10 protein-coding genes are annotated in these 13769 nt (G+C 61.0%); 8 read left to right on the top strand and 2 right to left on the bottom strand.

The window, feature by feature from the left end; genetic code table 11:
- Positions 1-78 precede the first annotated feature (78 nt).
- From DDE77_RS13380 to DDE77_RS13370, 3 genes are all read left to right on the top strand, one after another.
- On the top strand, positions 79-1083 hold the full coding sequence (locus tag DDE77_RS13380) for a ligase-associated DNA damage response exonuclease (RefSeq protein WP_108397978.1): 1005 nt from the start codon (positions 79-81) through the stop codon (positions 1081-1083).
- The gene (locus tag DDE77_RS13375; protein ID WP_108397976.1) at positions 1080-2657 is read left to right on the top strand and encodes a cisplatin damage response ATP-dependent DNA ligase; all 1578 of its coding nucleotides are present in this window, start codon (positions 1080-1082) and stop codon (positions 2655-2657) included. Before DDE77_RS13380 ends, DDE77_RS13375 begins: the two co-directional genes overlap by 4 nt.
- Positions 2658-2831: 174 nt before the next feature.
- Complete coding sequence (locus DDE77_RS13370) at positions 2832-3122, top strand: UvrB/UvrC motif-containing protein (protein WP_108397975.1); 291 nt, start codon at positions 2832-2834, stop codon at positions 3120-3122.
- A gap of 53 nt (positions 3123-3175) precedes the next feature.
- On the opposite strand, the gene DDE77_RS13365 is transcribed toward DDE77_RS13370, so the two are convergent.
- A complete protein-coding gene (locus tag DDE77_RS13365) occupies positions 3176-3568 on the bottom strand; it encodes a MerR family DNA-binding protein (protein ID WP_108397974.1) in 393 nt (130 codons plus the stop codon).
- A complete protein-coding gene (locus DDE77_RS13360; protein ID WP_108397973.1) occupies positions 3565-5280 on the bottom strand; it encodes a long-chain-fatty-acid--CoA ligase in 1716 nt (571 codons plus the stop codon). The genes DDE77_RS13365 and DDE77_RS13360 overlap by 4 nt, the downstream gene beginning before the upstream one ends.
- A 326-nt stretch (positions 5281-5606) precedes the next feature.
- Here DDE77_RS13360 and DDE77_RS13355 point away from each other — a divergent pair, with 326 nt between their 5' ends.
- The 5 genes from DDE77_RS13355 (at position 5607) to DDE77_RS13340 (ending at position 13754) form a co-directional block, all read left to right on the top strand.
- Positions 5607-8078 carry an acyl-CoA dehydrogenase gene (locus DDE77_RS13355; RefSeq protein WP_108397972.1) on the top strand — a complete coding sequence of 824 codons (2472 nt, stop codon included), beginning with the start codon at positions 5607-5609 and terminating at the stop codon, positions 8076-8078.
- A gap of 151 nt (positions 8079-8229) precedes the next feature.
- Positions 8230-10191 (top strand): 3-hydroxyacyl-CoA dehydrogenase NAD-binding domain-containing protein, encoded by a 1962-nt coding sequence (locus DDE77_RS13350; protein ID WP_108397971.1) that lies wholly within the window; start codon positions 8230-8232, stop codon positions 10189-10191.
- A 183-nt stretch (positions 10192-10374) separates the two neighbouring features.
- A complete protein-coding gene (locus DDE77_RS13345; RefSeq protein WP_108397970.1) occupies positions 10375-11658 on the top strand; it encodes an acetyl-CoA C-acetyltransferase in 1284 nt (427 codons plus the stop codon).
- Positions 11655-11816, top strand: a complete 162-nt coding sequence (locus tag DDE77_RS19500) for a hypothetical protein (protein ID WP_157959825.1) — start codon at positions 11655-11657, stop codon at positions 11814-11816. Before DDE77_RS13345 ends, DDE77_RS19500 begins: the two co-directional genes overlap by 4 nt.
- Before the next feature lie 321 nt (positions 11817-12137).
- A complete protein-coding gene (locus tag DDE77_RS13340; RefSeq protein WP_108397969.1) occupies positions 12138-13754 on the top strand; it encodes a peptide ABC transporter substrate-binding protein in 1617 nt (538 codons plus the stop codon).
- Positions 13755-13769 lie beyond the last annotated feature (15 nt).

Genomic DNA, 13769 nt, shown 5'->3' with positions numbered 1-13769 from the left:
TCTCCCAACCGTCATCACCGGGCTTGTCTCGGTGATCCATCTTCTGAACCACTCACATAGCGCCCGCGTTACCAGCTTATGGCAACGCAAATTCTCGATCGGCACCTGCATATCAAGGCGATTGATGCCTTTATTGATCCCAGCGTGCCGCGGGAGCGGGCGATCATCACGCATGGGCATTCAGACCATGCGCGGTCTGGGCATGGCACGGTGCTGGCGACGCCGGATACGATTGCGATCATGAAAACGCGCTATGGGGAGGATTGTGCCGGGCGCTTCCAGGCACTGCCTTTCGGCGAGCCGCTGCCCATTGATGATGTGACGATAACGTTTTTTCCGGCCGGGCACGTGCTGGGATCGGCGCAGGTGCTGATCGAGCATCGCGGCCAGCGTGTCGTTGTGACGGGGGATTACAAGCGGCTGGCGGATCGGACCTCGCAGCCGTTTGAATTGGCGCAGTGCGACCTGCTGGTAACGGAGGCCACGTTTGGCTTGCCGGTGTTCCAGCATCCACATCCCCGGCACGAGATCGGGCGCTTGCTCAAGTCGGTGGCGGATAATCCGGAGCGCTCGCACCTGGTTGGCGCCTATGCGCTGGGAAAGGCGCAGCGGGTGATTGGCCTGCTGCGCGATGCGGGGTGGGACCGGCCGATTTATCTCCACGGCGCAATGATCCGGCTGTGTGAACTGTACCAGGAGCTGGGCGTGGAGCTTGGTGATCTCCGACCAGCAACAGGCACGACGAAAGCGGAGATGGCCGGGCAGATCGTCCTTGCACCGGCATCGGCCATTCGGGACCGCTGGAGCCGGCGGTTTCCCGATCCGGTGGTGTGCCAGGCGTCGGGTTGGATGAGCGTCAAGCAGCGGGCGCGGCAGGCGCTGGTAGAATTGCCGCTGGTGATTTCGGACCATTGCGACTGGGGCGAGTTGCTGCAGACCATTGGCGACACCGGAGCGCAAACCGTGTGGGTGACGCATGGGCGCGAGGATGCGCTGGTGTATTGGTGCCGGCGGCAAGGCTTAGAGGCGGAGCCGCTCAATATTCAGGGCTTCGAGGATGATGGCGGGGAGGGCGGCGAATGAAGCGCTTTGCCCAATTGCTCGAATTGCTGGCGCTGACGCCGTCGCGCAACCGGAAGCTTGCGGCATTGACTCAGTATTTCCGCGAAACACCGGACCCGGACCGTGGCTTTGCGCTGGCGGTGCTGACGGGCGCCCTGACCTTCCGCAACGTCAAGCCAGCGCTGCTGCGGGAAACAGTGCTGCGCGAGGTGGACGAGACGCTGTTTGCCATGAGTTACGACTATGTGGGCGATCTGGGCGAGACCATCGCGCTGATCTGGCCGCATCATGGGGGAACCGGCGATCTGCCGTCGCTGACGGATCTGATTGAGCTGTTCAATACGACCAGCAAAAGCGAATTGCCCAAGCTGATTGCGGCGCTGCTGACGCGGGCGGAGATCAACGAGCGCTGGGCGTTGGTGAAGCTAGCGACAGGGGCGCTGCGCATCGGGGTTTCGGCGCGGCTCGCCAAGACGGCGCTGGCGGAGATGAGTGGGAAGGATCTGCAGGAGATCGAGGAGGTCTGGCACGGACTCAAGGTGCCCTATCTCGATCTGTTCGCCTGGCTCGATGGCAAGGCGGAGCGGCCTGATATCGATCACGCGGCACGGTTTCATCCGCTGATGCTGTCCAATCCAATCGACGAAGAAAAGGACCTCGGCAAGCTCGACCCGAAGGATTTTTCGGCCGAGTGGAAATGGGACGGCATTCGCGTGCAACTGGTGCTGGGGGAGGGCACGGCCTCGCTGTTTTCGCGCACGGGCGACGATATAGCCGCGGCGTTTCCCGACATAGTGGAGAATGTCCAAGGCCAAGCGGTGCTGGACGGGGAATTGCTGGTGGGCAAGAATTTCGAGGCCGGCAGCTTCAACGATCTGCAGCAGCGGCTCAACAAGAAGGTGGCGTCAGCTAAGCACCTCAAGGACAGCCCGGCCTTTATCCGGGTTTATGACATGCTGTTTGATGCCAGCGAGGATATCCGCACGCTGCCCTGGACCGAGCGACGGCAGCGGCTGGAAGCGTGGCTCAAGGCCAATCCGCAGACGCGGCTGGATCTGTCGCCCATCTTGCCGTTTAGCGATTGGGACGATCTGGCGCGGCAGCGGCGGCAGGGGGCGGATGAACAGGGGCATGAAGGGGTGATGCTCAAGCTGCGCTCATCGCCTTATGTGCCGGGGCGGCCCAAGGGCTATTGGTTCAAGTGGAAGCGCGATCCCAATGTGGTGGATGCCGTGCTGATGTATGCCCAGCGCGGGCATGGGAAACGCAGCTCCTTCTATTCGGATTACACCTTTGGTGTCTGGAAAGGGAACGAGATCGTGCCGATCGGGAAAGCCTATTTCGGGTTTACCGATGAGGAGTTGAAGATGCTCGACAAGTGGATTCGGGCGAACACGATCCAGGCGTTTGGGCCGGTGCGTGAAGTTCGCAAGGAACTGGTGTTCGAGGTGGCGTTCGACTCGGCGCAGGAGAGTGCGCGGCACAAGTCAGGGGTGGCGCTAAGGTTTCCGCGGATCAATCGGATTCGGTGGGACAAGCCGGCGAGCGAGGCGGGGACGCTGGAGGATATGGCCGTGTTTGTGGCGGCGAGTTGACACTGATTGGCGTCATTGCCGGGCTTGTCCCGGCATTCCATTGGTGCTGATGATAGAAAGGTGGATCACCGGGACAAGCCCGGTGATGACGTTGGGGATAGATTTAGCCTCCTCGCAGAATAAGTCGGTGCCACGACCTCGTGGTTCGACAAGCTCACCATGAGGTCTACTGGGATGTCATCACGATCCATTCACGAAAAGCTGGTGGCGCTGACTGAGCAGATGCAGGCGGCGGCCGAAGCGATGGATTTCGAGAAGGCGGGGGCATTGCGCAACGAGATCGCGCGGCTGAAGGGAGAGGCGCCGGGGGAGGGTGATCCAGATAGCGTCACGGTAGGACAGCCGCCGCCGGGAGCGATGGGGTTGGGGACGCAAGTGCCGGTGCGGCAGCCGCCCAAGGGGTGGGTCAAGCCGAAGAAGCCCGATTTCATGACGAGGAATGTGAAGCCGCGGGGTAGGCGGTAGGAAGTGCAGAGCCCTCGGGTCAAGCCCGAGGGTGACGACCGGAGTGAGCTGAGTCAGCTCGCTTTTTCCAGCCGCTCGTCGGCGAGTTTTCGGATTTCGCGCAGTTCGGCGATGGTGGTTTGAAGGTCGAGGAGTTGGCCTTCCAGGGAAGCCAGCCGTTCGTCGACTTTGTCGATGAGAAGGTGCACCTGCTGGCTTCGATTGGCGTCGTAGAGACTGAGATAGTCGGAAATATCGCGCAGGGAAAAGCCGAGGCGCTTGCCGCGCAGGATCAGGATCAGCCGGGCGCGGTCGCGGCGGCGAAAGATGCGGGTGGCGCCTACGCGTTCGGGGGAAAGGAGCCCCTTGGCTTCATAGAAGCGGATGGCGCGGGTGGAAATGCCGAACTCCTTGGCAAGATCGGCAATGGCAAAGAGGTCCTTATTATCGGTTTCGCTGCGGGTCATGGGTGCCCACCATGCGTTTGGGCGTATTCCTCGCGTAGCTCCTTTTTGCTGAGCTTGCCGATCAGGGTCTTTGGAAGAGCGTCCTTGAAAATGATTTCCTTGGGCATTTCGATCTTGTTGAGGCGCTCGCCGAGATAGAGCTTGAGATCGTGCTCGGAGATGGTCTGGCCCGACTTGAGCTTGACGAAGGCGACGGGGGCCTCGCCGCGATAGTGGTCGGGGACGCCAATGACGTTGGTTTCCTCGACGGCCTCATGGGTCATCAGCGCCTCCTCGATGGTCCGGGGGTAAACGTTGAAACCCGAGCAGATGATGAGGTCCTTGATGCGGTCAACGAGGAAGACATAGCCGTCTTCGTCGATGTGGCCGACATCGCCGGTGCGCAGCCAGCCATCCATGAAGGCTTTCTCGCTTTCCTCGGTGTTGTTGGCGTAGCCGGCCATGACCTGGGCGCCTTTAACCTGCAGCTCGCCATCCTGGCCGATGCCGACGGGTTGGCCGGTGTCGATATCGACAAAGCGGATGTCCGTGCCCGGCAGGGGCATGCCGATGGACATGGGCTTGGACGGCACGCGCAGGGCAGCGCAGCAGACGACGGGCGAGGCTTCGGTAAGGCCATAGCCCTCGGCCAGCAGCGCCTTGGACTTCTTGGCGAAGGCTGCACGCACTTCGTCGGGCAGCGCGGCACCACCGGAAATAGCGACTTCCAAGCTCGATAATTGCTCGGGCGTCGTCGTGCTGGCGCGCGCAATGGCGTTGAGGAGAGTGGGGACGGCTGGAAGGATATTGGCGCGGGTGCGCGTGAGGAGGTTTAGCAGCGCCTTGAGCTCGAAGCGGGGCAGCATGACCACTTGGGTGCCATTGCAGAGCGGTACGTTCATGCAGACCGTCATCGCAAAGATGTGGAAGAACGGCAGCACCGCCACGACCTTGCTCGGCGGGTAGAACAGGCCAAGGCCCCATTTGTCGATCTGGCTCATATTGGCCGAGATATTGGCATGGGTGAGTAGCGCGCCCTTGGGGATGCCGGTTGTGCCGCCGGTATATTGCTGGACAGCGACGTCGTTCTTTGGGTCGATCACGACCGGGCCCGGCATGTCGTTGCGGGCGATCATGTCGTGAAAAAAGGTGATGCGGTCAGCAACAGGGGAGCGCTTGGGGCGGGCGAGGTCCTTGCGTTTGGCTAGGGAAAAAAGGACCTTCTTGACCAGCGGCAGGGCGTCAGGGAAGTGGCAGACCACAAGCGATTTGACATGGCCGACCTGGACGAGTTTTTCGGCTTTTTCGAAGATCTGCTGCAGATCGAGCGTCACCAGCACATCGGCGCCGGCATTCTCGGTGATGTGGCTGAGTTCATGGACAGTGTAGAGCGGGTTGCAATTGACCACCACGCCACCAGCGCGCAGCACGCCATAATAGGCGATGGGATAGAAGGGCGTATTGGGCAGCATGAGGGCGACGCGCGTGCCCTTGGTAACGCCGAACTGCCTTTGCAGCGCACCGGCAAAGGCAGTGATCTTTTTGGCGAGGTCGCCGAAACTGGTAACGCCGCCCAGGAAATCGAGGGCGGGCGCGAAGGGGTTCTTGGCGCAGGCGGCGAGGACCTGTTCATGGACGGGGCGGATATCAAGTTCGACATCCCATTTGATGCCGTCGGGATAGCTGGCGATCCAGGGGCGCGGATGGGTGACGGTCTCGAGCGGGGTGTCCATAGATGTCCTCCGGTGGCGCTTGCACGCGCGGGCTTAACGCCCATTAAGCCGGAATATTTCACGGCTTTACGTTAGCGTCAAATAGCTGCCGTGGTTTTTGGGGCGGAAGGCGGCAAGGCGCTGGGTTCAGGTGCGGGGAGGGCAGATTGTAGCACGGGGCTGAGCAGGCCTACCTTACAAAGACGTAATAGGCGGTTGGTTGACGTTTACGTAAAGTGGACTAGACTAGAATTTGAGGATTGTTGCCAGCTGAACGATTTGGCGGCTGGCTGGTTCTATTGCAGAATTGCGCTCCGCTTCGGGCGGGGCGAATTGGAGGGGCAGTCGTGACCATTGCACTAATCGTGATCAGCCTTGTGGTCTTTGCCGTACTCGCCGTGCGCGAAAGTCCGATGTGGCAATGGGCGCTGGCGGCGCTGGTGATTGGCTTGCTGACGCGGATCGATTTCACCAGCGACGGCATCGCGGTTGCCAGCGATGTTGGTGGGCTGATCCTGGTGCTCTTGCCCGCGATTGTTCTGGGTTTGCTCAGCATCGAGGCTTTTCGCAAGGCGACCGTGCTGCGGCCGATCTACCAGGGGGTCAAGTCGATCCTGCCGCGCGTCAGCAAGACCGAGCAGGAAGCGCTCGATGCCGGGACAGTGGGGTGGGATGCCGAGCTGTTTTCCGGCCGGCCCGATTGGAGCAAGCTTGATGCCATTCGCCCGCTGACGCTGACGGCGGAAGAGCAGGCTTTTCTGGACAATCAGACCGAAAAAGCGTGCGCCATGATGAACGACTGGGACATCCGTCATAATTGGTCGGACCTCAGTCCCGAGCTTTGGCAGTATTTCAAGGACGAGGGGTTCCTTGGCATGCTGATCGGCAAGGAGCATGGGGGGCTCGGCTTTTCGGCGCAGGCGCAATCCATGATCGTTTCCAAGATCGCCAGCCGCTCCGTGGCGGCGGGGATCACCGTCATGGTGCCCAATTCGCTGGGGCCAGGTGAACTGCTGGAAAAATACGGCACGCCTGAGCAAAAGGAAAAATACCTCGGCCGACTGGCCCGGGGCCTTGAAGTGCCCTGCTTTGCCCTGACGGGCGTACATTCTGGGTCCGATGCGGGTGGCATGCGCGATGTGGGCGTGGTGACGCGCGGCATGCACAATGGCGAAGAGGTGCTGGGCGTCCGGCTGAGCTTCGACAAGCGCTATATTACGCTTGCGCCGATTGCGACGCTGGTGGGCCTGGCATTTATTCTCAAGGATCCAGACAATCTACTGGGTCGGGGCACCGATATCGGTATCACGCTGGCGCTGGTGCCGCATGATCATCCGGGCGTAGAGATCGGGCGCAGGCATTTTCCCGGGCGCCAGGCCTTCATGAACGGGCCGGTGCGGGGCACGGATGTGTTTATTCCCATGGATTTCCTGATCGGCGGGACCGCCTATGCCGGCCAGGGCTGGCGCATGCTGATGGAGTGCCTGTCGACGGGGCGCGCCATTTCGCTGCCGGCGATTGGCTCCATCTCGATCAAGCAGGTGCTGCGCACGACTTCGGCTTATGCGCGCGTGCGGCGGCAGTTCGGCATTCCCGTCGGGATCATGGAAGGGGTGGCCGAGCCGCTGGGCGAGATGGTCAAGCGCGCTTACACCTTTGAGGCAGCCCGGAGCCTGACGGCATCCATGGTCGATGAAGGGCAGCGGCCGGCGGTGATCGCGGGCTTGCTTAAATATACGACCACGGAAGCCATGCGCGACAGCATGGATGATGCGTTCGACATACACGGTGGGCGGGCCATCCAGGATGGACCGAGCAACTACCTGTTCGGCGCCTATATGGCGATCCCCGTGGCCATCACGGTGGAGGGCGCCAATATCCTGACGCGTACGCTGATGACCTTTGCCCAGGGCGTGTTGCGTGCGCATCCCTATCTGCTGCGGGAAGTACAGGCGGCGCAAAACAAGAACCAGCGCGAGGGACTGGATGATTTCGACGCGGCGTTTAGTGGCCATACCAAGTTCATGCTGCGCAATATCGCGGCGAGCTTTTTGCATGGCATCAGCAATGGGGCGTTCGTCCAAGCACCCAATCATGGGCCGATGGCGCATTGGTACCAGAAGCTGCACCGCTATTCGCAGGATTTTGCCCTGGTGGCGGACTGGACCACGGTGGTGCTGGGCGGTGCCCTCAAGCGCAAGCAGAAGCTATCGGGCCGCATGGCCGACATCTTGAGCGATCTCTATCTTATGTCGGCTGTATTGCGGCGCTTCGAGGATGAAGGGCGGATTGCCGAGGACAAGGAACTGGTCGAGGCCATCCTGGCTGACCGTGTTGCAGCGCTTGAAAAGAACTTCGGAGAGATCTTCGACAATTTCCCCAACCGGTTCTTTGCTCATGCCATGCGCATACTTTGCTTTCCGCTGGGGATGCATGCCAAGCGCTCGAGCGATCGAGTGAATTATCGGATGGTCCGCGCGGTGTTGCGGCCGGGAGCATTCCGCGATCGGCTGACGGCGGGTGTCTATGTTTCGATGGACCCAGATGATGTCACGGGCGTTCTTGAAGATGCCCTGGTCAAGGTGACCGAGGCGGAAGGCATCGAAGCGCGGTTCGTAAAGGCGGCGCGCAAGGGCGTTATCGAGCGGCGGCTGGACCGTGACGCTATTGCCGATGCCGTTGCTGCAGGCGTGCTCAATGACAATGAGGCAGGCATAATGCGCGCGGCTGACGAGGCGACGGAGCGGGCAGTGCGGGTGGATGACTTTGCCGGGGATGCGTTGGCCAGCGCCAAAGTGCCGAGAATGGCGGCGGAATAGCACAGGGCGCCTTCGACAAGGAAGGGGTGCTGAGATTGGATCAGCATCGCGGTAAGGCGCGCTGCACCCCTTACCTTTCCCCTCAAGCAGGGTAACTGGGCGGAGCGCAACACAGATTGGGCAAAGCCCCAAGGGAATTCGAGGAGAAACAATGATCCAGCCGCAGATGCCACAGACCAAGCACTGGCGTTTTCACCGGGACATCGAAAACCTGGGGTGGCTCACGATCGATACGCCCGGCGCGCCGGTTAATACGCTCAGCCGTGAAGCAATCATGGAGCTTGAGGGGCTGGTCACGCGCTTCGAAGAACTGGCGCAGACGCGCGAACTGGAGGGCATTGTCCTGCTTTCGGGCAAGGATAGCGGCTTTATTGCGGGCGCGGATATCTCCGAATTCGATGCGATGAGCGATTTTTCGGTGCTGCCGCAGGCGCTGGAGCGGACCCATGCCTTGTTTAATCGCATCGAAGCGCTGAAAATCCCCGTGGTTGCGGGGATCCAGGGCTTTTGCCTGGGTGGAGGGTTGGAGTTGGCGTTGGCCTGCCACTACCGGGTTGCGGTGAACGACGACAAGACGCGCATCGGTTTTCCGGAAGTCAATTTAGGCATTTTCCCGGGCTTTGGCGGCACCGGCCGCTCGATCCGGCAGGCGGGTCCGGTGGATGCCATGCAGATCATGCTCACGGGCAAGATGCTGCGCGCAGGCGCGGCGCGGGGTCTGAACCTTGTGGACAAGCTGGTGCGCCATCGCGACATGCTGCGTTGGGAAGCCAGGAAAGCAATTCTGCAGCATCGCCGCTCGAGCGAGGCGCCGTTCACCAAGCGGGTGCTGGCAATCGGACTTTTGCGCGAATACATCGCCAACAAGATGCGCGATCAGGCACGCAAAAAGGCCCGCCGAGAGCATTATCCTGCCCCTTATGCGCTGATCGACTTGTTCGAAAAGCACGGCAATGATCCCAAGGCCATGAGCCGCGGGGAGATAGAAGCCTTCGTTCCCCTGATGGGGAGCGAGACGGCCACCAATCTGCGGCGGGTGTTTTTTGCCCAGGAGAGCCTCAAGAAGCAGGGCGCCAAGGGCGCCAAGTTTTCGCGCGTCCATGTGATTGGCGCAGGCGTAATGGGTGGCGACATCGCGGCATGGTGCGCGTTGCGCGGCATGGCCGTGACGCTGCAGGATATCGACATGGCGCGGATTACCCCTGCGCTGGAGCGGGCAAAGAAGCTTTTCAAGAAGCGCCTGCGCAAGAAACGGGAGGTGGACGCGGCCATGCTGCGGCTCGAGGCCGATCCGACCGGCAAGGGCGTTGCGCGGGCGGACGTCATCATCGAGGCGGTGGTGGAAAAGCTCGAGGTCAAGCAGACGATTTTTGGTGGGCTCGAAGACAAGCTCAAGCCTGGGGCTATCCTTGCCACCAATACGTCGTCCATTGAGCTCGAGCGGATTGCCGAGCATTTGAAGCAACCGGAGCGGCTGATCGGGCTGCACTTCTTCAACCCGGTTGCGCAATTGCCCCTGGTGGAGGTGATCCGCTCCAAGTTCAACACCGATGATGAGATCGGCAAGGGCGCGGCCTTTGCGCTCGCCATCGGCAAGTCGCCTGTGGTGGTGAAGTCAGCGCCGGGGTTCCTCGTCAACCGCGTGCTGATGCCCTACATGCTTGGCGCTGTGCAGCGGGTGGAAGCAGGCGAGAAAAAGGAAGTGATCGATGCGGCTGCGGTGGCCTTTGGCATGCCGATGGGGCCGATCGAGCTGATGGATACTGTTGGGCTCGATGTGGGGCAGTCCGTTGCCACCGAACTGGGCCATCAGGTGCCAATTGAGAGCCGGTTCGCGACGCTGGTGCGTGAGGGCAAGCTCGGGCGCAAGACGGGCGAAGGGTTCTACAAATGGGTAGATGGCAAGGCGCAAAAGGGCGAGCCGCCCGAGCGGGATGACCTTGCGGCCCTAGGCAAGGAACTGGTGAAGCCGCTGGTCGACATGACCGAAGTGGTGCTTGCCGAAGGTGTGGTTGCCAATGAGCGGCTGGCCGATATCGGGGTGATCCTCGGGACGGGCTTTGCGCCGTTTCTAGGTGGGCCGCTACAGGCGCGCAAGGATGGGCGCGCATGATAAGGCACCAGCTATTGCAATATAGTGCCACATCCGCGGGGCGGCACCTCCCCCTGGACGGGGGAGGCTGGGAGGGGGTGCTTATGCCCCAATATGAGGGGGAACCGACCCCCACCCTGACCCTCCCCGCAAGGGGGAGGGTGTCGACTGATAGATCGGCCACTTTGTTTGATGGGTATTGCTATGACTGAACTTCGCAAAGTCGCTATTGTCGGTTCGGCGCGCATTCCTTTTGCGCGGGGCAACACGGCCTATAGCGACGAAACCAATCTTTCCATGCTGGGCACTGTGTTGAGCGGGCTGGCCGAGAAATTTGGGCTCAAGGGCGAAAAGATCGATGAGGTCATGGGCGGGGCTGTGATTGCCCATTCGCGGGACTTCAACCTCCTGCGCGAGGCGAGCCTTGATGCGGGATTGTCGCCACGCACGCCGGGCACCAACATGCAGATCGCGTGCGGCACGAGCCTGCAGGCGGCGCTGACGATTGCGGCCAAGATCGCATCGGGCGAGATCGACAGCGGGATCGCGGCGGGGTCGGACAGTGTCAGCGACAGCCCCATCGTTTTCGGCAACAAGTTCCAGCACCGCATGATCGATCTCAGCCGGGCGCGGTCGGCAGGCGACAAGCTTGGCGTGTTCAAGGGATTTTCCCTGGGCGAGCTGACGCCTGTTGCGCCATCGGTCAACGAGCCGCGCACGGGGCTGTCCATGGGGCAGCATTGTGAATTGATGGCGCGCGAGTGGGGCATATCTCGCAAGGCTCAGGATGAGTTGGCCGTCGCAAGCCATCGCAATGCCGCCAAGGCCTATGACGAAGGCTTCCACGACGATTTGCTGGTTTCTTGCGCCGGATTGGTGCGGGACAACAATGTGCGGCCCGACACAAACCTGGACAAAATGTCGACCCTCAAGCCGGCCTTCGACAAATCAAGCGGTCATGGCACGCTGACGGCGGGCAACTCGACGCCGCTCACCGACGGCGCTTCGGCAGTGCTGCTGGCGAGCGAGGAATGGGCGCGCGAGCGGGGGCTGCCCATCCTGGCCTATCTGACCACCGGCCGGGTTGCAGGCAATGACTTTGCCCATGGCGAGGGCCTGCTGATGGCGCCCACCATTGCCGTTAGCGAGATGCTGGCGCGGCGGGGCATCGGGTTCAACCAGATCGACTTCTTTGAGCTGCATGAAGCCTTTGCCGCGCAGGTGCTGTGCACGCTCAAGGCCTGGAACGACGAAGCCTATTGCCGGAATGTGCTGGGGCGTGACGAGGTGTTGGGGCCGATCGATCCGGCCAAGATAAACGTCAAGGGATCGAGCCTTGCCTATGGCCATCCCTTTGCAGCGACCGGTGCGCGCATACTGGGCCTCACGGCCAAGCTGCTCGCGACCGAGCCCGGCAAGCGTGCGCTGATTTCAGTTTGCACGGCAGGTGGGCAAGGCGTTGCGGCTCTGGTAGAAAGCGCTGCATGAGCGATAACGTCGTCAAGTTCCGCCGCATCGAGAAAAAGCCCGAACCGCCGGTGAAGAAGCCGCGCTGGCCGGCTCCAGCGTGGGTGCCGTTTGTGGTGCTGGTGGCGATTGCGGTTGGGATCTACTTCGTGCAGCAATCGGGCATGTTGGGCGGCTAGTATTTGCCGCCCTTGCAAGAGCTGTTTCCGAGTCTCTTGAGGGCCAGGTCGGGCGAGCGGGCTTTGGTGCCACGACCTCGTGGTTCGACAGGCTTAACATGAGGTCTACTTGGCTTCGCAGCCTCCCCATGCACTCGAATCCGCGCTCACGTTGACGTTTAGGTCAATGTTTTGCTTGTCAGTGGACGGAAAGCCGTAATACCGTCCATCGATCTTGTATGGCTGCCGCAGAGCCGCGGGCTGTAAGGGGATCAAGCACCGCAACGGGATGATTGCGGGGACAAGACGACTTCAGGATTTCCATAAGGAGATGGGACGAGCATGAAATTCACGCAAACGTTGACCGCGGTAGCGACCGCCGGCGCCATGGCGCTGCTGATGAGCACAGCGGCTTCGGCCGTTACGCTCAACATGATGAACGGCTCGGAACCCGGCTCGATCGACCCGCACCAGGCTTCTGGCGACTGGGAAAACCGCATCATCGGCGACTACATCGAAGGCCTGATGACCGAAGATGCCAATGCCGAAGCCATTCCCGGGCAAGCGGAAAGCTACACCATCTCCGATGATGGCCTGGTTTATACCTTCAAGCTGCGTGATGGTATCCAGTGGTCCGATGGTGAGCCGGTAACGGCGGAAGACTTCGTTTTCGCCTTCCAGCGCCTGTTTGATCCCAAGACAGCTTCGGACTACGCCTATCTGCAGTTCCCGATCAAGAATGGCTCGGAAATTTCGGATGGCACCATCACCGATTTCAACGAGCTGGGCGTCAAGGCGCTCGATGACAGGACGGTCGAGATTACCCTCGAAGGCCCAACCCCCTTCTTCCTGCAGGCGCTGACCCACTACACCGCCTATCCCGTGCCAAAGCACGTGATCGAGAAGGTCGGCAATAACTGGACCCAGGTCGAGAACATCGTCTCCAACGGCCCTTACACCCCCACCGAGTGGGTGCCGGGCAGCTACATCAAGTCGGTCAAGTCCGAGACTTATTGGGACGCCGAGAACGTTCAGATCGACGAAGTGAACTATTTCGTGCAGGACGATCTGGCGGCAGCCCTGTCGCGCTATCGTGCCGGTGAATACGATATCCTTGTCGATATTCCCGCCGACCAGGCTGAGTGGATCAAGACCAATCTGCCGGGTCAGGACTATTTCGCTCCGTTCCTGGGCATCTATTATTATGTGATCAACCAGGAAAAAGAGCCCTTCAACAATCCCGATGTGCGCAAGGCATTGTCCATGGCCATCAATCGCGACGTGATCGGGCCAGGCGTGCTCGGCACGGGCGAACTGCCGGCCTATGGCTGGGTGCCTGAAGGCACGGCCAATTATGAAGGCGTCGAGCCCTACCAGCCCGAATGGATCGGCCTCTCCTATGAAGAGCGCGTGGCGGAAGCCAAGTCGATCATGGAAGGCCTGGGCTATACCTCGTCCAGCCCGCTTTCTCTGCAACTGAAGTACAACACCAACGACAACCATCAGCGTGTTGCCGTCGCTATTGCGTCCATGTGGGAGCAGATCGGCGTCAAGACCGAGTTGTTCAACTCCGAAACCGCCGTGCACTATGATGCGCTGCGTGCCGGTGACTTCGAGGTCGGTCGCGCCGGCTGGCTGCTCGATTATTCGGACCCTTCCAACACGCTTGACCTGCTGCGCACCGGCATCAGGCAGGAAGGCACCATGAACTGGGGCAACAATTACGGCCGATATTCGAACGAAGAGTTCGACTCCCTGATGGATCAGGCCAGCACCGAACAGGATCTGGCCGCACGCGCCAAGCTGCTCGGGCAGGCTGAAAAGATCGCCATGGATGAAACCGCCGCCTTCCCGATCTACTGGTACATCGCCCAGAACGTGGTGTCGCCAAAGGTCACCGGCTTCGTCAACAACGCGTCGGATATCCACCGCACGCGCTGGCTGAGCAAGTCCGAGTAGGCTTCAACTCAATCC

This window comes from Devosia submarina, from assembly GCF_003056345.1.
Lineage (GTDB): Bacteria > Pseudomonadota > Alphaproteobacteria > Rhizobiales > Devosiaceae > Devosia > Devosia submarina.
This window is presented reverse-complemented; position numbering and strand designations above follow the sequence as displayed.

What these genes read in the sequence shown, in the direction of transcription:
- DDE77_RS13380 (WP_108397978.1), top strand. Translation starts at nt 79, where the DNA reads ATGGCAACGCAAATTCTCGATCGGCACCTGCATATCAAGGCGATTGAT.
- DDE77_RS13375 (WP_108397976.1), top strand. Translation starts at nt 1,080, where the DNA reads ATGAAGCGCTTTGCCCAATTGCTCGAATTGCTGGCGCTGACGCCGTCG.
- DDE77_RS13370 (WP_108397975.1), top strand. Translation starts at nt 2,832, where the DNA reads ATGTCATCACGATCCATTCACGAAAAGCTGGTGGCGCTGACTGAGCAG.
- DDE77_RS13365 (WP_108397974.1), bottom strand. Translation starts at nt 3,568, where the DNA reads ATGACCCGCAGCGAAACCGATAATAAGGACCTCTTTGCCATTGCCGAT.
- DDE77_RS13360 (WP_108397973.1), bottom strand. Translation starts at nt 5,280, where the DNA reads ATGGACACCCCGCTCGAGACCGTCACCCATCCGCGCCCCTGGATCGCC.
- DDE77_RS13350 (WP_108397971.1), top strand. Translation starts at nt 8,230, where the DNA reads ATGATCCAGCCGCAGATGCCACAGACCAAGCACTGGCGTTTTCACCGG.
- DDE77_RS13345 (WP_108397970.1), top strand. Translation starts at nt 10,375, where the DNA reads ATGACTGAACTTCGCAAAGTCGCTATTGTCGGTTCGGCGCGCATTCCT.
- DDE77_RS19500 (WP_157959825.1), top strand. Translation starts at nt 11,655, where the DNA reads ATGAGCGATAACGTCGTCAAGTTCCGCCGCATCGAGAAAAAGCCCGAA.
- DDE77_RS13340 (WP_108397969.1), top strand. Translation starts at nt 12,138, where the DNA reads ATGAAATTCACGCAAACGTTGACCGCGGTAGCGACCGCCGGCGCCATG.